Annotated in this window: 12 protein-coding genes and 1 tRNA gene; 6 read left to right on the plus strand and 7 right to left on the minus strand. The window is 67.6% G+C overall.

The window, feature by feature from the left end; translation table 11 throughout:
- Window positions 1-71: 71 nt before the first annotated feature.
- Window positions 72-2,261, minus strand: coding sequence for a transglycosylase domain-containing protein (locus C8J24_RS07250; protein WP_107931287.1), 2,190 nt, complete (start codon window positions 2,259-2,261; stop codon window positions 72-74).
- 117 nt (window positions 2,262-2,378) lie between these two features.
- Here C8J24_RS07250 and C8J24_RS07255 point away from each other — a divergent pair, with 117 nt between their 5' ends.
- A complete protein-coding gene (locus C8J24_RS07255; protein ID WP_244180476.1) occupies window positions 2,379-3,005 on the plus strand; it encodes an NADPH-dependent FMN reductase in 627 nt (208 codons plus the stop codon).
- Window positions 3,006-3,073: 68 nt separating this feature from the next.
- Here the strand turns inward: C8J24_RS07255 and C8J24_RS07260 are convergent, their stop codons facing one another.
- From C8J24_RS07260 to C8J24_RS07270, 3 genes are read right to left on the minus strand one after another with little or no spacing between them, the layout of a single operon-like run.
- Window positions 3,074-4,558: an efflux transporter outer membrane subunit gene (locus tag C8J24_RS07260; RefSeq protein WP_107931289.1), complete on the minus strand. Its 1,485-nt coding sequence runs from the start codon at window positions 4,556-4,558 to the stop codon at window positions 3,074-3,076.
- 4 nt (window positions 4,559-4,562) lie between these two features.
- Entirely contained in the window at window positions 4,563-7,760 is a 3,198-nt protein-coding gene (locus C8J24_RS07265) for an efflux RND transporter permease subunit (protein WP_107931291.1), read from the minus strand.
- 6 nt (window positions 7,761-7,766) lie between these two features.
- Complete coding sequence (locus C8J24_RS07270) at window positions 7,767-8,918, minus strand: efflux RND transporter periplasmic adaptor subunit (protein WP_478212560.1); 1,152 nt, start codon at window positions 8,916-8,918, stop codon at window positions 7,767-7,769.
- A gap of 179 nt (window positions 8,919-9,097) precedes the next feature.
- Between C8J24_RS07270 and C8J24_RS07275 the strand changes: the two genes are divergently transcribed.
- The 3 genes from C8J24_RS07275 to mdoH all read left to right on the plus strand — a co-directional run bounded on the left by C8J24_RS07275 (window position 9,098) and on the right by mdoH (window position 13,206).
- Window positions 9,098-9,673: a TetR/AcrR family transcriptional regulator gene (locus C8J24_RS07275; RefSeq protein WP_338110801.1), complete on the plus strand. Its 576-nt coding sequence runs from the start codon at window positions 9,098-9,100 to the stop codon at window positions 9,671-9,673.
- A 113-nt stretch (window positions 9,674-9,786) separates the two neighbouring features.
- The gene (locus C8J24_RS07280) at window positions 9,787-11,334 is read left to right on the plus strand and encodes an OpgD/OpgG family glucan biosynthesis protein (protein ID WP_107931295.1); all 1,548 of its coding nucleotides are present in this window, start codon (window positions 9,787-9,789) and stop codon (window positions 11,332-11,334) included.
- A 3-nt stretch (window positions 11,335-11,337) separates the two neighbouring features.
- Window positions 11,338-13,206 carry a glucans biosynthesis glucosyltransferase MdoH gene (gene mdoH, locus C8J24_RS07285; RefSeq protein WP_107931298.1) on the plus strand — a complete coding sequence of 623 codons (1,869 nt, stop codon included), beginning with the start codon at window positions 11,338-11,340 and terminating at the stop codon, window positions 13,204-13,206.
- Window positions 13,207-13,231: 25 nt separating this feature from the next.
- Here the strand turns inward: mdoH and C8J24_RS07290 are convergent, their stop codons facing one another.
- Both C8J24_RS07290 and C8J24_RS07295 read right to left on the minus strand, forming a co-directional pair.
- Window positions 13,232-15,163: a glycoside hydrolase family 84 protein gene (locus tag C8J24_RS07290; RefSeq protein ID WP_244180478.1), complete on the minus strand. Its 1,932-nt coding sequence runs from the start codon at window positions 15,161-15,163 to the stop codon at window positions 13,232-13,234.
- Between the two features lie 242 nt (window positions 15,164-15,405).
- A tRNA-Thr gene (locus C8J24_RS07295) sits at window positions 15,406-15,480 on the minus strand.
- An 89-nt stretch (window positions 15,481-15,569) separates the two neighbouring features.
- On the opposite strand from C8J24_RS07295, the gene C8J24_RS17535 reads away from it, so the two are divergent.
- On the plus strand, window positions 15,570-15,719 hold the full coding sequence (locus tag C8J24_RS17535; RefSeq protein WP_167396718.1) for a hypothetical protein: 150 nt from the start codon (window positions 15,570-15,572) through the stop codon (window positions 15,717-15,719).
- A 5-nt stretch (window positions 15,720-15,724) separates the two neighbouring features.
- Here C8J24_RS17535 and C8J24_RS07300 read toward each other — a convergent pair whose 3' ends face one another.
- Window positions 15,725-17,536 carry an aminopeptidase P family protein gene (locus C8J24_RS07300; protein ID WP_107931302.1) on the minus strand — a complete coding sequence of 604 codons (1,812 nt, stop codon included), beginning with the start codon at window positions 17,534-17,536 and terminating at the stop codon, window positions 15,725-15,727.
- Between the two features lie 380 nt (window positions 17,537-17,916).
- On the opposite strand from C8J24_RS07300, the gene C8J24_RS07305 reads away from it, so the two are divergent.
- A complete protein-coding gene (locus tag C8J24_RS07305; protein WP_244180480.1) occupies window positions 17,917-20,004 on the plus strand; it encodes a S9 family peptidase in 2,088 nt (695 codons plus the stop codon).
- The last annotated feature ends 10 nt before the right edge of the window (window positions 20,005-20,014 follow it).

Genomic DNA, 20,014 nt, shown 5'->3' on the forward strand with positions numbered 1-20,014 from the left:
GCCTTGGTCGCCGCCTTCTACGTCGTCATCCCGGGTCCTGCCTTTCGTCAGGATGATGACGGGGGATCGAACTACTGCCCCTCGTCAAATCCCGGCTCCTCCTCGGGCGGCCGGCGATCGTCGCGTGGTGGCCCATCCTCCGGTCGATCGCGGCGTGCGGGGCCGACCGAGATCGTCCCGTCCTCGCCCATCTTCAGGTTGAAGCCGAGCCCCTCGATCTCGCCGCCGAGCGGCAGGACGCTGTTGTCCCCGTCTTCGGGGGGCAGTGCATCGGGGTCGATTTCCTCGACCGGCGGCGCGGGGGCGGCGACGGGGGCGATGCCCAGCGCGGACTGCATGAAGTCGCGCCAGATCCGCGCAGGGATGCCGCCGCCAGACAGGCCGGGATTCGAGCTGTTGTCGTCGTTGCCGACCCATACGCCGACCACCAGGTCGCGCGCGAAGCCGACGAACAGCGCATCCTTGTTGTCGGACGTCGTCCCGGTCTTGCCGAACGCATCGACCGTCAGGTTGGCGCTCCGCCCGGTTCCGTTGCGGATCGAGGCGGCGAGCAGGTCGAGCATCTCGTCATGGATCTTCGGCGGCAGGGCGGTCGAACCCCCGGTCAGCGACTGATACCAGCCCTTTTCCCGAACATCGGCGAGCCCGCGCGGCTGCACTGGATAGGTCTCGCGCGCGATCGCGGCATAGGCGGCGGTCAGTTCGAGCAGCGACACGGTCGAGGTGCCGAGGCCGATCGTCGCCTCGTTCGGAATGGGCGTGGAAATTCCCAGGTCGCGCGCCGCCTTGATCACCGCCCGGACGCCGACTTCTTGCGTCAGCCGGGCGGCGGCAACGTTGGACGAGCGGGCAAATGCCTGGCGCAGCGTGATCGTCCCCTGATAGCGTCCGTCGCTGTTCTTGGGCGTCCAGTCGCCGATCGTCACCGGGCGGTCCTCGATCGTCGAATCGGGTGTCATCCCCGCGCGCATTGCGGCGAGATAGACGAACAGCTTGAACGTCGATCCGGGCTGGCGACGCGCCTGAGTCGCACGGTTGAACGGGCTCTTGCGGTAATCCTTGCCGCCGACCATCGCGACGACGCGCCCGTCGGGACGCATCGCCACCAGCGCGACCTGCGCCTCGCGCAGCCCGGCGCGCGCGACGGTGCGTTCGGCGGCGCGTTGCAGCCGCGGATCGAGCGTGGTCCGGACGGTGGTTTCCGTCTTCACCTCGCCCGCCTGGTCGCGCGCCTCGGGCAGGATCCAGTCGGCGAAATAGGTGCCGTTGGGGAGTTGCTTCGGGCGGTTCGCCAGCACGCGTTGCGGGCGGACCGCATCGCCCTCCGCTTCGGTGAGGAAACCCGCGGCGACCATCGCGCCGACGACGACGGCTTCACGCTTGCGCGCACCCTCGAGGTTGGAGGTCGGGGCGAGCCGCGACGGCGCCTTGACCAGGCCGGCGAGCATCGCTGCCTGGCCGACGTTCAGCGCCGCGGGTGTCCGGCCGAAATAATGCTTGGCAGCCGCGCTGATCCCATAGGTGTTGTCGCCGAAATACACGTTCGACAGATAGCGCGAGAGGATCTCGTCCTTCGACAGCCATGCCTCAAGCCAGACGGCGATCATCGCCTCGCGGATCTTGCGCGTCGCGGTGCGATCCGAATCGAGGAACGCGTTCTTCGCAAGCTGTTGCGTGATCGTGCTGCCGCCCTGACGCACCCCGCCCGACCCGAGATTCGCCCAGGCCGCGCGCGCGATCCCGCGCGGGTCGATACCCCAGTGCGAATAGAAGCGGCGGTCCTCGATCGCGAGGAACGCCTCGCGCACGTGCGGCGGCAGCGTCGCCGCGTCGACCGGTTTGCCGATGATCGCGCCGCGCCGTGCGATCGGCGTGCCGTCATCGGCGGTGAGCGTGATCGAGGGCGGGGTCGGCGGCTGCAGTGATTTCGACAGGGGCGCGGTGATCGCCAGCCAGATGATCGCGATCACCAGCAGGATGATGCCGATACCGGTGCCGCGCACGATCCACCGGCCGATCCCGCCCCGCCTGCGCCGCGGTGTCGCGGGCTGCGGGTAGCCATCGTCCTGGCGGGGATCGTAATTGCCGTCCGGATCCTCGCCCAGTCGCTCGCGCTCATATTTCTCGCGCAGGCGTTCGCGCTCGGTGATCAACCGCTCGCGTTCATAGGCATAGGGCTCGCGTTCGCCGGACATGCCGGAGCCGGATCGGGCGGGGTCGAAGGGATCGGGGCGCATCGGATCGTTCCAGCGGTCGGGCATCTGGTGTGTTATCGTTCTATGACAGTTCGGACAAGCCTATGCGCACGCTTAACGTGTACGCGCGCTGAGCGACAGCATTGGCCTGTTGTCATCACCGGGCGAAACGAGGAAGAGCTAATGATGATGTTCGAACAGGGTGACACCGTGGCAGCTACCGACTCTCTATCGCCCTCCCTGCCGCTTGTCGTCGGCATTGGCGGGACGATCGGCGGCGTGTCGTCGACCGAGCGCGCATTGCGGATCGCGCTCGATTCGGTCGAGCGACACGGATACCGGACACAGATGTTCGGCGGCGCGGACATGGCCCGGCTGCCGCTTTACGATCCCAAGGCGACCGAGCGGACCGAGGACGAGCGTGCCTTTGTCGCGGCGGTGCGCGCGGCCTCGGCAGTGATCATCGCCAGTCCGGGCTATCATGGCAGCATCTCGGGCGTGGTGAAGAACGCGCTCGACCTGCTCGAGGAAACCGCGCGCGATCCCGAACGGCCCTATCTGGCGGACATGCCGGTCGGGCTGATCGCGACCGCCTATGGCTGGCAGGCGACGGGCAGCACGATCGCGGCGCTTCGCTCGATCGTCCACGCACTGCGCGGCTGGCCGACGCCATTCGCAGCGGCGATCAACACACAAGTGACGAAATTCGATGCCGAGGGCGGGGCGAGCGATCCCGCGGTGCTTGAGCAGCTTCGTCTGGTCGGCCGGCAGGTCGCGCGGTTCGCACCTTTGTCCGAACCGGCAAACTGACCGCGCGTCGCACCGCCGCGTCACCCGGGTCTGGCCCTAGATGACGCGGCGGCCGTGACGGGCCGGTGTTACCGCAGCCCACCGCCGAGCGCACGATACAGCTCGACCGCATTGGTGTCGCGAACCAGCCGGGTCGCCAGCAGGCTCTGCTGCGCGGTGTAGAGCGACCGCTGTGAATCGAGCGTGTTTAGGAACGGATCGATCCCCGCGCGGAAGCGCAGTTGCGACAGGTTGAACGCGCCCGCCGCATTGTCGCGCAGCGACGTCTGCGCCTCGAGCTGGCCGTTGATCGTGCCGCGCCGGGCGAGCGCATCGGCAACCTCACGGAAGCCGGTCTGGACGCTCTTCTCATAGGTAGCGAGCATCGCGTCGCGCGAGGCCTTGGCGTAGTCCAGATTACCCTTGTTGCGACCGAAGTCGAAGATCGGCTGCGTGATCGACGGCGCGACCGACCAGGATTCGCTGCCCTTGCCGAACAGGTTCGACAGGCCGAGGCTCAACGTGCCGAGCGACGCGGTCAGCGAGATATTGGGGAAGAACGCCGCGCGGGCCGCACCAATATTGGCGTTCGCCGCAATCAACTGATGCTCGGCAGCCGCGACGTCGGGGCGCCGCAGCAGGACTTCGGAGGACAGGTTGGCGGGCAGATTTTCCAGCGTCGGCGTCTTCTCCGGCATCCGGGCCGGCAGCAGGTCGGCACTCAGCGTGGTGCCTGCGAGCAGGTTCAGCGCATTCTGGTCCTGCGCGATGAGCGTCGTCGCATCGGCGATGTCGGAGCGCGCCTGGTCATAGGTCGTCCGCGCCTGGCGCACTTCGAGTTCGGACGCGATGCCGATGCGGAACCGATCCTGCGTCAGCTTGAGCGTTTCGCCGAAGGCCCGTTCGGTGTCCTGCGCGATCTTCAGCCGATCCTGGTCCGCTGCCATCGTCAGCCAGGCGGTCGCGGTTTCCGCGATCAGCGACACCTGCGCGGCGTTGCGGTTTTCCTCCGCGGCGAAATAGGCCTGTTGCTGCGCCTGGGTCAGATTGCGGACCCGGCCGAACAGATCGATTTCCCAGGCCGAGACGCCGAGATTGGCCGAATAGATGTCGAACCGGCCGCCGCCGGCGACCGCCCCGGCACCGGTGCCGCCGCCCCCGGTGCCGCCTCCAGTACCGCCGCCCGTGGTGCCGCCCGTACCGCCACCGACGGCGCCGAAGGGGGACTTCTGATAGGTTGCGCTGCCCGTCGCACCCAGCGTCGGGAACAGGTCGGCGCGCTGGACGCGATATTGCGCCCGCGCCTGCGCGACATTGGCAACCGCGATCCGGACGTCGCGGTTGTTGTCGAGCGCGGTGCGAATGACGCGGCGCAGGCGGTCGTCGGTAAAGAACGCCTCCCATGCGGTGTCCGCGGGCACGATCGCACCCGCCGCATCGGTCGCCGCATAAGCCGGTCCGGTCGGCGTGGACGGGGCCACCGGAAGCTCGGGCCGGACATATTTCGGGGCCAGGTTGCAGCCGGCGAGCGTGAGCCCGGCGGCGAACGTCAGAGCGATTTTGCGCGAGAACATCGGATCAGGCCTCCTGCGGCCGCTGGTCGTGGGGCGTGGTGTCACCGTCACGGGTGTCGTCACGTGTGTCATCACGGCGGCGGTCTCCGTCCTGCTGGCCGGGCTTGTCCTGCTTGAAGACGCGCTTCACGAGCAGGAAGAACAGCGGCACGAAGAAGATCGCGAGCACGGTCGCGGACAGCATGCCGCCCACCACCGCCCAACCGATCGCATTCTGGCCGCCGGCGCCCGCACCGCTCGACAGCGCGAGCGGCAGCACGCCGAAGATGAACGCGAACGAGGTCATCAGGATCGGGCGAAGACGCAGCTTGGCCGCCTCGACCGCGGCATCCGCCGCGTTCATCCCGTCACCCATCTTCTCCTCGGCGAACTCGACGATCAGGATCGCGTTCTTCGCCGCCACGCCGATCGTCGTAATCAGCCCGACCTGGAGATAGATGTCGTTGTTCAGCCCCGCGACCATCGCCGCGAGCACCGCACCGAGCACGCCGAGCGGCACGACGAGGAGCACGGCGATCGGGATCGACCAGCTCTCGTACAGTGCGGCAAGGCACAGGAACACGATCAGCAGCGACAGCGCATAGACATAGGTCGACTGCCCGCCCGAAAGCTGTTCCTCATAGCTGAGGCCGGTCCACTCATAGCCGATGCCGGGGGGCAGCTTGGCCGCCATTTCCTCCATCGCCTTGATCGCGGTGCCGCTGCTGACGCCGGGTGCGGGCGACCCCATGATCTCGAACGAGGCGACGCCGTTATAGCGTTCGAGACGTGCGGGGCCGTAGGTCCAGTCGGTCGTCGAGAAGGACGACATCGGCGTCATCGCGTTGGTCGCGCCGCGGACGAAGAAGTTGCCAAGGTCGGCGGGCGACTTGCGGAACGGTGCATCGGCCTGGACGAACACCTTCTTCACGCGACCGCGGTCGATGAAGTCGTTGATGTACGATCCGCCAAACGCGGTGCTGACGGTGGTGTTGATATCCGCCTGGCTCAGCCCGAGCGCGCCCGCCTGAGCCTGGTCGACGTTCAATTTGAGCTGTGGCGCATCCTCCAGGCCGTTCGGACGGACCTGCATCAGGCGCTTGTCCTGGCTGGCCATGCCGAGCAGCATGTTGCGGGCCTCGAGCAGCTTGTCGTGGCCAACGCCGGCATTGTCCTTCAGCATGAAGTCGAAGCCGTTGGCGTTGCCGAGTTCCTGCACGGCGGGGGGCACGAAGCCGATCACCATGCCGGCGCGGATCCCGGCAAGCGCCTGGTTGGCGCGCTGGGCGACCGCGGCGACGGTGTTCGCGTCGCCTTCGCGATCCTCCCACGGCTTGAGCTGGATGAAGGCGAGTCCGACATTCTGGCCCTGGCCGACAAAGCCGAAGCCGCTGATCGTGAAGATGCCCGCAATGTTGGCCTTCTCGTCGACCAGGAAGTGATCGCGCAGCTTGTCCATCGTCCGCGCGGTCTCTTCCATCGTCGTGCCCGTGGGCATCGACACCTGCGCGAACATCAGGCCCTGATCCTCTTCGGGCAGGAAGCCCGAGGGCAGTCGCAGGAAGACGAACAGCATCGCGCCGACGATGACCGCATAGACGATCATCGTCCGCACCCAGCCCTTTTCGACGCGGCGCAGGCCCTTACCATATCTGTCGACGCCGCGATCGAAGGTCCGGTTGAACCAGCCGAAAAAGCCCTTCTTGTCGCCGTGATCCTGCTTGGACGGCTTCAGGATGGTGGCGCAGAGTGCGGGCGTCAGGATCAGCGCGACCAGCACCGAGAGCACCATCGACGAGACGATCGTGATCGAAAACTGGCGGAAGATCACGCCGGTCGAGCCGCTGAAGAACGCCATCGGCAGGAACACCGCGGACAGTACGAGACCGATGCCGACCAGCGCGCCGCTGATCTCGTCCATCGATTTCTTGGCGGCTTCCTTGGGGCTCAGCCCCTCTTCCTGGATCAGGCGTTCGACATTCTCGACGACGACGATCGCGTCATCGACGAGCAGACCGATCGCCAGCACCATGCCGAACAGCGTCAGCGTGTTGATCGTGAAGCCCGCGACCTGAAGCACGGCGAGCGAGCCGAGCAGCACGACCGGCACCGCGATCGTCGGGATGAGCGTGGCGCGGAAGTTCTGGAGGAAGAGGAACATCACGAGGAAGACGAGGATGATCGCCTCGATCAGCGTGTGGACCACCTGTTCGACCGACAGCCGCACGAACGTCGAATTGTCGACCGGATAGGCGATCTTGACGTCGGCCGGGAACTGCTTGGCGATCTTCTCGACCTCGGCCTTCACCAGCGTGACGGTGTCGAGCGCGTTGGCGCCCGGCGCCAGCTTCACGCCGAAGCCTGCTGCCTGCTTGCCGTTGTAGCGCGCCTGGAAGCTGTAGTTTTCCGAGCCCATTTCGACCCGGGCGACATCGGCAAGGCGCACGGTGGCGCCGCCGGTGGCCGAGCGGATGATGATCTGGCGGAACTGTTCCGGAGTCTGCAGACGCGACTGCGCAGTGACGGTCGCGTTCAGGGCCTGGCCCTTGACCGCGGGAAGGCTGCCGACCTGACCGGCGGAAACCTGTGCGTTCTGCGCGGTCAATGCCGAGGTGATGTCGGTAACGGTGACGCCGAGGTTCGACATCTTGAACGGATCGACCCAGATCCGCATCGAATATTGCGCGCCGAACACCTGCGTGTCGCCGACGCCCTTGATCCGGCTGAGCGGATCCTGAAGCTTGGATGCGATCAGATCGCCGAGATCGACCTGATCATGGCTGCCGTCCTGCGAATAGGCGGCGATCACGAGCAGGAAGTTGGCGGTCGCCTTGGTCACGCGAAGCCCGGCCTGCTGCACTTCCTGCGGCAGGAGCGGGGTCGCCTGTTGCAGCTTGTTCTGCACCTGGACCTGCGCGATGTCCGCGTCGGTGCCCTGCTCGAAGGTCAGCGTGATCGCGAGATTGCCCGCGCCGTCGCTGGTCGAGGCGAAGTAGCGAAGGTTGTCGATCCCCTTCATCTGCTGCTCGATGATCTGCGTTGTCGTGTTCTCGAGCGTCTGCGCGTCGGCACCCGGATAGGAGGTCGCGACCGTCACCTTGGGCGCGGCGATCTCGGGGAACTGCGCGATCGGCAGCGACCGGATCGCCAGGACGCCGGCCAGCATCAGGATGATCGCGATGACCCATGCGAAGATGGGTCGATCGATGAAATAGCGTGACATGAGGCGTTACTTCCCGGCCTGCGTGGACGCGGCACCACCAGCTGCGGCATTCCCGGCGGCGTCCTTGCCGCCGGCCTTGCCGACCTGCTGCGGAGCGGCGGGCTTGACGGTCGTGCCGGGGCGCAGGTTGAGCAGCCCCTCGACGATCAGCTTGTCGCCGGGCTTCAGCCCGCTGGTGACGATCCACTTGTCGCCGATCACGCGGTCGGTGACGACATTGCGCTGCTCGACCTTGTTCTGTGCGGTGACGACCATCGCGGTCGCCTTGCCGCGCGGATCGCGCGTGATGCCTTCCTGCGGGGCCATGATCGCCTGGCTGCGGATACCCTCGACCAGCTTGGCGCGGACATACATGCCCGGCAGCAGCAGCCCGTTGGGATTGGGGAAGCTGGCGCGCAGCGTGACCGCGCCCGTCGCGGGGTCGACGGTGACTTCGGCGAACTGCAGACGACCCTCGATCGGATAGGTCTGGCCATTGGGCAGGATCAGCTGGACGCGTGCGGTACCGTCGCCACGCGTCACGCCGCCCGAGGCCATCGCCGCCTTCAGGTCGAGCAGCTGCGCCGCCGACTGGGTGACGTCGACATAGACGGTGTCGGTCCGCTGGATCGTCGCGAGCGCGTCGGTCTGCCCGGTCTGGACGAGCGCGCCGGCGGTGAAGATCGACCGGCCGATACGACCCGAGATCGGCGCCTTGATGCGGGTGAAATTGAGGTTCACGCGCGCGGCTTCGACTGCTGCACGCTGCGCTGCAACATTGGCACGCGCCTGTTGTGCGGACGCGGTGGCGTTGTCCGCCTCCTGCTTGCTGACCGCGTTCAGTGCGACGAGCTGGCCGTAACGCTGCGCCTGGAGTCGGGTCGCATTGATCTGCGACTGCGCGGCGCCAAGCTGGCCCTGCGCGGTGCCGAGCGCGGCGCGATAGGGGGCGTCCTCGATCTCGTACAGGACCTGGCCCGAACGGACCATCGCGCCCTCGGTGAACAGGCGACGGCGGATGACGCCCGACACCTGCGGCCGCACTTCCGACGTCTCCACCGCGGCAATCCGCCCCGGCAGCTCGGTGGTGAGCGTCACCGCCTCCTGCGCGACCGTCACGACGCCGACCGTGGGCGTCGGCGGGGGCGGGGGGGCTTCTTCCTTGCTGCACGCCGCCATCAGCGCCAGCGCGGCCAGGGCCACCGATCCCTTGAGATTCAATCGCTGCATGTTGAGCATCCCGACGTCCGTGCAGAAGAGTTCACCGGAATGAACGTTCATTCCGCTTGCGCCGCCGCTATGGACGTGCAAACGCCGGGTCAAGTTAAAACGTCGTCCGGAGTGGAATTTTGAGTGCAGTGCAACATGAGAAGTCGGCGCGTTCGCACATCGTTGATGCGGCCCGGCATCTTTATGCGACGCAGGGATTCCATCAGACGTCGATGGCCGAACTGGCCACCGCTGCAGACGTCAGCGTCGGCCAGATCTATCGCCTGTTCACCGGCAAGAACGCGCTGATCCAGGCGCTGATCCTCGAGGATGCCGAGGCCAAACTCTCAGACCTGCGCAAGCTGACCGACGACGTTTCGACGGGGCGGCTGTCGATCGAGCGCGGATTTGTCGAGCTCGCGCGGCGGTCGCTCGCCAAGGGGGATGAGGCGCTGTCGTTTGATATCATGGCAGAAGCGCATCGCAACGGCGAGGTCGCGGACACGATCGGTTCGCTGTGCGCGGGGTTTCGCGCGGTGGTGCGCGATCTCGCCTGCGTCGCCAATCCCGCGTTGTCGGCGGATGCGCTCGACGGCGCGGAGGAGCTGGTGCTGGCGTGCATGTTCGGGCTGGGGCACCGGACTTTGTCCTGTCCGCGGCTGTCCGAGACCGAGACCGCAGAGGTCACCGGCCGCATGATCCTTGCGGCGCTCCACGCGCTCTGAGACACGACACGGTGTCCTGACGACGGGGCAGGCGGCCCCGTTTGGCGGGCGGGCGGCGGCGCGGGGCATTACCGATTGTTGCACTGCGGCGCGCGAAGTCGGATAAGCGGTTTATGACCGAAACGACACGACGCGAGATCATGATGGCCCTTGCGGCCACGGGCCTGTGGCCGGCGGCGGCACTGGCACAGACGGGGTCGGGCACCCCCCGCAAGCGCGGCGCCGCGGCGTCGTCCACCCCCGCGCTGGGCAAGCCCGAGTCGTTTTCCTGGGAGGTGCTGCAACAGCGCGCCGCCGCGTTGGCGCGTGCGCCTTACCGCGCGCCGGCCAAGGTCGCGGCGGCCGAGGCGATCGATTACGACGCGGTAGGGTCGATCAGCTACAAGCCCGAACGGACGCTGGCGGGCGGCATCCGCCTGTTCCCACTCGGCCGTTATGCGCCGACCCCTGTCGCGATCCATGTCGTCGAACGCGGGCAGGCGCGCGCGGTCGATTTCGCCGCGGATCTCTTCAAGACCGAATCCGGGCATCACGCCGCACTCGGCATCGCCGGCTTTCGCGCGGTGTCGAGCGACGGCAAGAGCGACTGGATGGCGTTCATCGGCGCCTCCTATTTCCGTACCGCCGGTTCGCAGGACCAATATGGCCTGTCCGCGCGCGGTATCGCGATCGACACGGGAATCGACGGCAAGGAGGAATTTCCCGCCTTCACCGCCTTCTGGATCGAGGCGACGGGCGCGCAGAGCTACACCGTCTATGCCCTTCTCGACGGGCCCAGCGTGACCGGTGCGTACCGCTTCGTGTGCCGCTACACCGACGGGACCGATGGCGGCGTCGTGCAGGATGTCTCGTCGACGATCACGCTGCGCAAGGACGTCGCGCGGCTCGGCATCGCGCCGGCGACGAGCATGTTCTGGTATGGCGAGGGCAACCGCGCCGCGGCGATCGACTGGCGCCCCGAAATCCATGATTCGGACGGGCTGGCGATGGCGACCGGTGCCGGCGAGCGGATCTGGCGTCCGCTCGCCAATCCCGCGACCCCCACGCTCGACAGCTTCCAGGACGACAATCCGCGCGGCTTCGGCCTGATCCAGCGTGACCGGGCGTTCGATCATTATCAGGACGACGGCGCCTTCTACGATCGCCGCGCGAACCTGTGGATCGAACCGCAGGGCGACTGGGGCAAGGGCGCGGTGACGCTGTACGCCTTCCCGACCGCGAGCGAGACGGTCGACAATGTCGCCGCCTTCTGGGTGCCCGCCGCGCCGGCGACCGCGGGGAAGACGATGCAGTTCGACTATCGGCTGACCTGGTCGTCGCGCGATCCGTCGGTCGCGCAGCCCGCGCATGCGGTCGAGAACTGGCGGGGCTCGGCCGGCCGGCCGGGCGCGGAGCCAACGCCGGGCGCGCGGAAGGTCGTGGTCGATTTCGTCGGTGCGACGCTCGCCGGTCTCGACCGCTCGAGCGGGGTGACGGTGCAGGCCGATGTCAGCCGTGGCCGGGTCCTCGCCAGCGCCGCCTATCCGGTCGTCGGCCAGCCGAACCGCTGGCGCGTCACGCTCGATGTCGCGCCCGAACGCGGCGTCCTGGCCGATGTCCGGCTGTTCCTGAAGCGCGGCGGGCAGTCGCTCAGCGAAACCGTGCTGACTCAGGTAGGTTGAGCCATGTCCGTGGACAGTTCGGGCCGCCCCGGTCATCCCGCACTTCCGGCACGGTTGCCCGCCGAGGTCCCGATCGACATGCCGCTGCAGAATTTCCGGGCGCGCGGCACCGGCGGCGGGCCGACACCCGACCCGCTGGCCGGACCGTCGAACGGCTCGGACACGCTGACCTCGCCCGAGGGCATGTCGTCGCGGCGACTGCTCCTGTTCCTGCTGACCATGCTGCTCGCCACCACCGCCTCGGCGGCGGTCCAGGATTCGCTGCTCGGCGACGGCATCGACCTGTGGGACGTCGCGCTGCTCGTGCTGTTCTTCCCGCTGTTCGCGTGGATCGCGTTCGGGTTCCTCAACGCGCTGATCGGGTTCGTTCTGCTGATGACGCGGATGCATCCGGGCTTCGTGCCGGTCCCGCAGAACCGTCAGCCGCTGACCGGGCAGACCGCGGTGCTGATCCCGGTCCATAACGAGGATGTCGACGCGGTGTTCGGCCGGATCGCACGGATGATGCATGCGATCGAGGCTGCGGGCGAGGCGGGGAGCTTCGCCTTTTTCGTGCTGAGCGATTCGGGCGAAGAGTCGGGCGCGCAGGAGGTCGCGGCCTGGGAGGTGCTCGCCCCCGGATCGCGTGTCCCGCTCTATTATCGCCGCCGGACCGACAATGTCGCGCGCAAGCCGGGCAATGTCGCCGACTGGGTCCGGCGCTTCGGCGGCGGCTATGATCACATGCTGGTGCTCGACGCAGACAGCCTGATGAGCGGCGACGCGATGATCGGCATGGCGCAGGTGATGGAGCGCCGCCCCTCGGTCGGCCTGTTGCAGACGGTGCCGACGATCCGCGGCGCGACCACGCTGTTCCAGCGCTGGATGCAGTTCAACAGCCGGTTGTACGGTCCGATCTCGACCGCCGGTCTGGTCTGGTGGTCGGGGTCGGAGGCGAGCTTCTGGGGGCATAATGCGATCATCCGCACCCGGGCCTTTGCCGAAAGCTGCGGCCTGCCCGTGCTGCCCGGCGGCCCGCCGTTCGGCGGCGCGATCATGAGCCACGACATGGTCGAGGCCGCCTTGCTGCGGCGGCGCGGCTGGGCGGTGCACCTGATCATGATCGACGACAGCTATGAGGAATTTCCCCCGACGCTGATCGACATGGCGGTGCGCGACCGGCGCTGGGCGCAGGGCAATATCCAGCATCTGAAGCTGCTGGGGTCGGACGGGTTCCATCCGGTCAACCGGCTGCAGCTCGCGATCGGGGCGTCGGCGTACATGACGTCGCCCGCCTGGCTGGTCCTGATCCTGACGACCATCGCGCAGGCCTTTGCCGGCGAAAGCAAGCTGGTCGAGGCGACGACCTCGGCGCGCGTGCTGGCGCTGACGGTCATCCTGCTATTCGGTCCCAAATTGCTCGGGATCATCTGGGCGGTGTCCGACCGGAGCCGGCGCACGGCGTTCGGGGGCGCGCGGGCGATCATCCTGTCGGCCATTGCCGAGATCCCGCTGTCGATGCTGTCCGCGCCGGTCATCATGCTGACGCAGACGATGGACCTGATCAGCATCTTCCGCGGCCAGCCCTCGGGCTGGAGCCCGCAGAACCGGGATCGCGACGGGCTGTCGATCGCGGATGTCGTGCCGCGCTATCGCTGGCATCTGGCGGCGGGGGTCGCCCTGCTCCTGATCTCGCCCGCCGTTCCGATCACTGCGCTGTGGCTGGCGCCGGTGACGCTCGGGCTGTTGCTGTCGCCGTGGCTCGCCAAATGGAGCGCGAGCAACGCGGCGGGAAGCCGCGCTGACGCGCGCGGCCTGTTCCAGGTGCCCGCCAGCGGCATCGACCAGCTACCCGCGACCGAGGCGTTGGCGCTCCGCGCGATCGCGCACTGACGCGCGACGCGCGGCGCAGGTGCCGCTACCGCACGGCTTCGGCGGAGGCGGAAACGGCTGGGGCGGATGCGGCGACGATCAGCGTCGGGGCCTCCGCGACAAACCGGTCGAGCACGCCGTCGGCGACCCGGATCGCACCGTCGAACCGCGTCGCACCGGGAATGGTCTGGACGGCCGCGGCCTGTGCGGCGAGACGGCGCGCTTCGGCGAAATAGCCGGGGGCGGCCGCGCCGTCGCGGTTTGCGGCGTCGAGTCCGGCGGCGGTCATCTGCAACGCGCGGCCCCAGAGCTGCATCGCATCGAGCCAAGGGCGTGCCTGGTCCGCAAAGCCCGGATCGATCGTGCCCGAGCGGATCGTGTCGGGCGCAGCCGCCAGCGTGTCGGCGGCGCTGGCCAGATCGGCGAGCGCGAGGCCGCGGGCCGCCGCGTCGCCCTCCGCCAGCGCGAGGCGCACGGCGTCGAGCTGCGCCTTGAGCCTGGGCGCCTGGGGCTGCCAGGGTTGGCTGCCGAAGGTCGGGGCCAGATGCTGCGTATCGAAGAAGCTCAGCAGCGCCGCGGTCGCGCGCGCATCGCCGCCTGCCAGCTCGCGCGCGGCGAACTGCCACGTGCGGTCCGCGTCATAGTCCTTGTCGTTCCAGCCGAACGCAGCAACGCCAGTCACCGCGACGCGGCTTGGCGCCTCCTGGTTCATCGGGTTTGACAGAATCCCCGTCAGTTCGCCCGCCAGCCCCGCCTCGCGCCGCGCATAGGGCGCGAGCAGCAGCCGCCCGGTGGTCTGCGCATAATCGTTGACCGGATAATTGTCCCACAGCAGCGTCTTGCGCCCGAAGGCCTTGGTCGCGGTCTTCGCATCGGCGATCGAGATCGCGGGGGGGACGACATCGGTGCCGGTCCACTGCACGACGACGCGGGGGTCGAGATATTTGCGCAGCGCCGCCTTGTACGGCGTTTCCTTCGCGTCGTAATATTCGGTCGGCACCATGATCAGCGGGCGCGACGACGGATCCTTCGCGAGCAGATCCGCCTGAACCGCGTTCAGCAGGCGCGATTGCGCGATGCCTGCGGCTTCGGCGCCCGATGGTCCGAAACTGGCCTTGTCCCGCTCACAATTCCATTTGGTATATTCGATGTCGTCGAGCGCGACATAGAAGCTGTGGACGCCGATCGATCGCAGCGCGGCGAACTTGTGTTCGAGCGCCTGAGCATCGGCGGGGTCTGAGAAGCACACTGACGGGCCCGGCGAGACCGCATAGACGAAATCGACATGATTGCGCCGTGCGGTCGCGACCAGCGTGCCGAGCGCGGACAAAGTTGCCGCGGGATAGGCCTCGCGCCAGCGGTCGCGCGCATAGGGATCGTCCTTGGGGCTGTAGACATAAGTGTTCGCCTTGACCGTGGCGAGGAAGTCGAGATGCTTCGTCCGGTCCGCCATCGTCCAGGGCTTGCCGTAAAAGCCCTCGATCGTGCCGCGCATCGGCATCGCGGGATGATCCTGGATCACCAGCGCGGGGAGGACCGGGCGTGCCGCGAGCTGTCGGAAGGTCTGGACGGCATGGAACAGTCCGTCCGCGTCTTGGCCCGCCAGCGTGATGATGCCGCTGTTGCCCGCCGCGAGCGTGGCGATCGTATAGCCTTCGGGATGTGTATCGCGGACGGTACCGGTGCTGGCAAGCGCGTCGCGGACGATCGCGGTGTCGCCGGTGCCGAGCAGGATGTGCGGGCGATCGGGGGCGGCGGGCAGCCGCCGTGCGGTCGTGATCGTCGTGACTCCGGCGGCGCGCAGGATCTCGCGGACCAGCGTGACGCTGTCACCGTCGGTGCCGGTGGGGGCGACGAGCACCACCGATCGGCCGAGCGTTATCGTGCCGGTTCGCAGCGCGACCGACGTCGGCGCGGGGAAGATGGCGGGCATCGTCACCGGCTGCGCGGCACCCTGCGCAGAGACCGTGGTCGCCAAGCCCGTCGCGATCAGGGCCGCGTACGTCCCCGTTATGGCCATGCGTCGCGTCATAACAGCTCTCCGGTATTTCATTGGTATTATGAGAGCGGTTTAGGCACAGGACGGCGTCACGGCAAGGCGTCGCTGCCATGGCGGCCATTGCCGACAGACTTTGGTCAGGATGGGGTGGCCGACCTTAAGGCCCGCTATCGCGGGGCCGGCGGGACGTCGGGTCCACGCGGCGGTCGGATGAAAAAAGCTGGTGCTGCCGGTGAGGATTGAACTCACGACCTCAGCCTTACCAAGGATGCGCTCTACCACTGAGCTACGGCAGCACTCGTCGACATCGCTGTCGGCGGAGTGGGGCTAAGAGACGAGGGCGGGACGATTGTCAAGGCGTCGCGCGACGATGTAGGGCGTTATTATGCAATCGAACGATGAAAAAGCGGCGGAAAAAGCGGCCCGCATGGCCGCCGCGCTGCGCGAGAATCTGCGCCGTCGCAAGGCGCAGGCGCGTGCCGCGGCGGCCGGGCCCGCCGCGGCCCCACCTACGGATGAGCCGCCTGTGGACTGAGGCGGTCAGCCGATCGGCGCGCATTTTTCCTGGAGCCAGGCAAGGTCGTCGCCGGTCATTTCGGGCGAGAGCGTGTCCAGCACCTGCGCGTGATAGGCGTTGAGCCACGCGAGCTCGGGCTGGGTGAGCAGCGACGGCTCGATCAGCGTGCGCTCGATCGGGCAGAAGGTCAGCGTCTCGAAGCCGAGCATCGCGCGGTCCGCGCCGGGAATCGTGCGCGGTTCGATCAGCAGCAGGTTCTCGATCCGGATGCCGTATTCGCCCGCCTTGTAATAGCCGGGCTCGTTCGAGAGCATCATGCCGGCACGCAGCGGCTCCATTGCCGCGCCGCCGGGATAGTTGGGCGAAGCGATCCGTTGCGGCCCTTCATGCACCGCCAGATAGGCGCCGATGCCGTGACCGGTGCCGTGCGCGAAATCGAGCCCCGCCTCCCAGAGCGGACGGCGGGCGAAGGCGTCGATCTGACCGCCGAGCGTGCCGTCGGGGAAGACCGCGGTCGCGATCGCGATATGGCCCTTGAGCACGCGGGTGAAGCGGTCGCGGATCTCCTTGCCCTGTTCGGGCGCCAGCGCGCCGATCGGCATGACGCGCGTCACGTCGGTGGTGCCGTCGGCATATTGCCCGCCCGAATCGACCAGATAGAGCTGGCCGGGCTCGAGCGGGACGTTCGACTCCTCGGTGCAGTGGTAGTGCGGGCTGGCGCCGTGCGCGCCGGTCGCCGAGATCGTGTCGAACGAGGTGTCCTTCAGAAGCCCGGTCGCCTCGCGGAAGGCGAGCAGCTTGGCGGTCGCGGACAATTCGGTCTGGCTGCCGTCGGCGCAGTCGGTCTCGACCCAGCGCAGGAAGCGCGCGAGCGCGGCGCCGTCGCGGACCGAGGCGGCGCGGTGGCCGGCGATCTCGACCGGGTTCTTGAGCGCCTTGGCGAGCACGACGGGATCGCGCAGCGCGAGCACCTTGGCCCCGCCCGCGGTCAGTGCGTCGGAAATCGCGGCGACGGCGCGTTCGGGATCCGCGGCAACGCGCTTGCCTGCGAAGTCGCGCAGCGCGGGCTGGAACGCGGCGCGGTCATGGACGCGGACCGCGTTGCCGAGATGCTGGCGGACGGTGTCGTCGAGCTTTTCGGGTGCGACGAACAGGTCGGTGGTGCCGTCCGCGCCGACGATCGCATAGCTGAGCGCGACGGGGGTGTGGCTGACGTCGTCGCCGCGGATGTTGAGCGTCCAGGCGATCGAATCGAGCGCGGAGAGAACGACCGCGTCGGCGCGCTGTTCGGCGAGCCAGTCGGCGACCCGCGCGCGTTTTTCGGCGGACGAGGCGCCGGCGAAATCGTCGGGCTGGATGGTGATCCTGGCGGGCGAGGGCGCGGGGCGGTCGGTCCAGATCGCGTCGATCGGGTTGGCGTCGACCGCGACGAGCTCAGCCCCGCGATCGGCGACGATCGCGCTGGCTTCGGCGACCCAGGCGCTGGTGTGCAGCCACGCGTCATAGCCGATCCGCGCGCCCTCGGCGACGTGCGTGCCGAGCCAGGCGGCGACACTGGTCTGCGGCACGGGGGCGTATTCCCAGTGATCGCCGTCGACCTGTTCGCGGACCTGGAGCGTGTAGCGGCCATCGGTGAAGATCGCGGCGCGGTCGGCGAGCACCGCGGCGCTGCCCGCCGAGCCCTGGAAGCCGGTCAGCCAGCCGAGCCGCTGCGCATAGCCGCCGACATATTCGCTCATATGCTCGTCGGTCAGCGGCACGACGAAGCCGTCGAGGCCGGCGGCGGCGAGATGGGCGCGCAGGGCGGCGAGTCGGGTCGGGCTGGATCGGGTCATCGGGGCTTTCGTCGATCTGAATGTTGTGAATGTTGAGACGCTGGCAGCAAAATATGCGGCTTTGTCAGGGGCAGCGTGCCGGTCGGGTGCCGCGCGGGCGGGGCGTGTGCGGGCGATTGGGGCCGGGACAGGGCATGGCGCGTGTTGTGACAGAAACGCGGCGTGTAGGACAGCGGGGTTTGCTTGCGGGGGTGGGGAGGGCGCGCAGCCTCGCCACTCCGGTCCGTCATCCTGACGAAAGTCAGGACCCAGAGCCACGAGTGTTCAGGTCTGCAATCCTGGGTCCTGACTTTCGTCAGGATGACGGGGGGAACGATGACGGGGGAGCGGGCGTGGTGCGTTGGCTTCCGGTCGTCGGGGCGGTAACAGGGGGGATGACCATGAATTCCCCTGCCATCTCTTCGCCCGAGACCTCATCCGTGCCGCCGCGTGCCGAGCAGCGGCCGCACAGCTTCACCGCGCATGGCGTGACGATCGAGGATCCCTATGCGTGGCTGAAGGATCCCAACTATCCCGAGGTCGATGACGCGGACGTGCTGGCGTATCTCGCCGCCGAGAACGCCTATTTTGAGGCGCAGATGGCGCCGCACAAGGCGCTGACCGACACTTTGTACGAAGAGATGAAGGCACGCATCAAGGAGGACGAATCTTCGGTCCCGCAAAAGGACGGCGACTGGCTTTACTGGACCGCCTACGAGACTGGCGGCCAGTACAAGAAATGGTGGCGCAAGCCCGTTGCGGGCGGTCCCGACGAGCTGCTGCTCGACGAGCCGGCGCTGGCCGAGGGGCATGAATATTTCCGGCTCGGCGCGTTCTCGGTCAGCAATGACGGGCGCTATCTCGCCTATGCGATCGACGACAATGGCAGCGAGCGGTTCGAGGTCCGGGTCAAGGACCTGAACACCGGCGAGCATCTGCCCGACGTCATCCCCGGCATGCTGAGCGAGATCGTGTGGACCGCGGACGATGCGGGCTTCCTCTACGGTCTGGCGAACGAGCAGTGGCGGACCGACAATGCGCGGTTCCACCGGCTGGGCACGCCGATCAGCGACGACGTCGTGCTGTTCCACGAGGAGGACGAGGGCTTCCGCGTCGGCGTCGGCGAGACGAGTTCGCGCAAGTGGATCGTGATCGCGACGAGCGACCATGTGACGAGCGAGATCTACCTGCTGCCCGCGCACGAGCCGCTGGCGGTACCGATCCTGGTGTCCGCGCGGAAGGTTGGCCGCGAATATGACGTCGACGAGCATGACGGGACGCTGTTCATCCACACCAACGACGTCGATCCCAACTTCCGCCTGTGCACCGCGCTGGTCGAGGAGCCGGGCGCGTGGAGCGAGCTGATCCCGGCCAGCCCGACCTTCTACATGACCGGGGTGGAGTGCTATCAGGACTTCTTCGTGGTCGACGGGCGCGAGGACGGGCTCGATCAGATCGCGATCCACCGCTACGAGACGCCGACCGAGGGGAAGCGGATCGAGTTTCCCGAGGCGAGCTATGTCGCCGGGCTCGGCGATAATCCCGAATATGACATGACCGTGCTGCGGCTCGGCTATGAGTCGATGGTCACGCCGGGGACGGTGTATGATTATGACGTCGACACCGGTGAGCGGACGATGCTCAAGGTGCAGGAGATTCCGAGCGGTTACTACGCGGCGAAATACGCGACCGAGCGGCTGAAGATCACCGCGCGCGACGGCACCGAGATTCCGGTGTCGATCGTCTATCCGGCCGGGTTCGTGCGCGACGGGTCGGCGCCTGTGTTCCTCTATGCCTATGGCGCTTACGGCTATGCGATCCCGCCGGGCTTCTCGACCGGGCGGATGAGCCTGCTCGACCGCGGCTTTGCCTATGCGATCGCGCATATCCGCGGCGGCGATGACCTCGGCCAGCAATGGTATCTCGACGGCAAGCTGGAGAAGCGCGAGAACACGTTCAACGATTTCGTCGACGTGGCCAAGGCGCTGGTCGACGCGAAGTGGACGTCGGCGGGGCGGATCGCGATCGCGGGGCGGTCTGCGGGCGGCGAGCTGATGGGGGCGGTGGTCAATTCCGACCCCGAGCTCTGGGGCCCGGTGATCGCCGACGTGCCGTTCGTCGACGTGCTCAACACGATGCTCGACGCCGAATTGCCACTGACGCCGGGGGAATGGCCCGAATGGGGCAATCCGATCGAGGATCCGGCGGCGTTCGCGCTGATCCGGTCCTATTCGCCGTACGACAACGTCAAGGCGCAGGCCTATCCGCCGATGTTCATCAGCGGCGGGCTGAACGATCCGCGCGTGACCTATTGGGAGCCCGCGAAATGGGCGGCCAAGCTGCGGCTGATGAAGACCGACGACAATGTGCTGTTGCTCAAGACCAACATGGGTGCGGGGCATGGCGGCAAGTCGGGCCGGTTCGAGTCGCTGCGCGAGGCGGCGGAGGAGCATGCGTTCGTGCTGTGGCAGCTTGGCGTGGCTGGGTGATTCTTGGTTC

The sequence above is a fragment of the Sphingomonas aerolata genome (assembly GCF_003046295.1).
Lineage (GTDB): Bacteria > Pseudomonadota > Alphaproteobacteria > Sphingomonadales > Sphingomonadaceae > Sphingomonas > Sphingomonas aerolata.

Bases quoted from the DNA above. Each gene is read 5' to 3' on its own strand.
- C8J24_RS07270 (WP_478212560.1), bottom strand. From the start codon at position 8,918: ATGGCGGCGTGCAGCAAGGAAGAAGCCCCCCCGCCCCCGCCGACGCCC.
- C8J24_RS07280 (WP_107931295.1), top strand. From the start codon at position 9,787: ATGACCGAAACGACACGACGCGAGATCATGATGGCCCTTGCGGCCACG.
- C8J24_RS07250 (WP_107931287.1), bottom strand. From the start codon at position 2,261: ATGCCCGACCGCTGGAACGATCCGATGCGCCCCGATCCCTTCGACCCC.
- mdoH (WP_107931298.1), top strand. From the start codon at position 11,338: ATGTCCGTGGACAGTTCGGGCCGCCCCGGTCATCCCGCACTTCCGGCA.
- C8J24_RS17535 (WP_167396718.1), top strand. From the start codon at position 15,570: ATGCAATCGAACGATGAAAAAGCGGCGGAAAAAGCGGCCCGCATGGCC.
- C8J24_RS07265 (WP_107931291.1), bottom strand. From the start codon at position 7,760: ATGTCACGCTATTTCATCGATCGACCCATCTTCGCATGGGTCATCGCG.
- C8J24_RS07300 (WP_107931302.1), bottom strand. From the start codon at position 17,536: ATGACCCGATCCAGCCCGACCCGACTCGCCGCCCTGCGCGCCCATCTC.
- C8J24_RS07305 (WP_244180480.1), top strand. From the start codon at position 17,917: ATGAATTCCCCTGCCATCTCTTCGCCCGAGACCTCATCCGTGCCGCCG.
- C8J24_RS07255 (WP_244180476.1), top strand. From the start codon at position 2,379: ATGATGATGTTCGAACAGGGTGACACCGTGGCAGCTACCGACTCTCTA.
- C8J24_RS07260 (WP_107931289.1), bottom strand. From the start codon at position 4,558: ATGTTCTCGCGCAAAATCGCTCTGACGTTCGCCGCCGGGCTCACGCTC.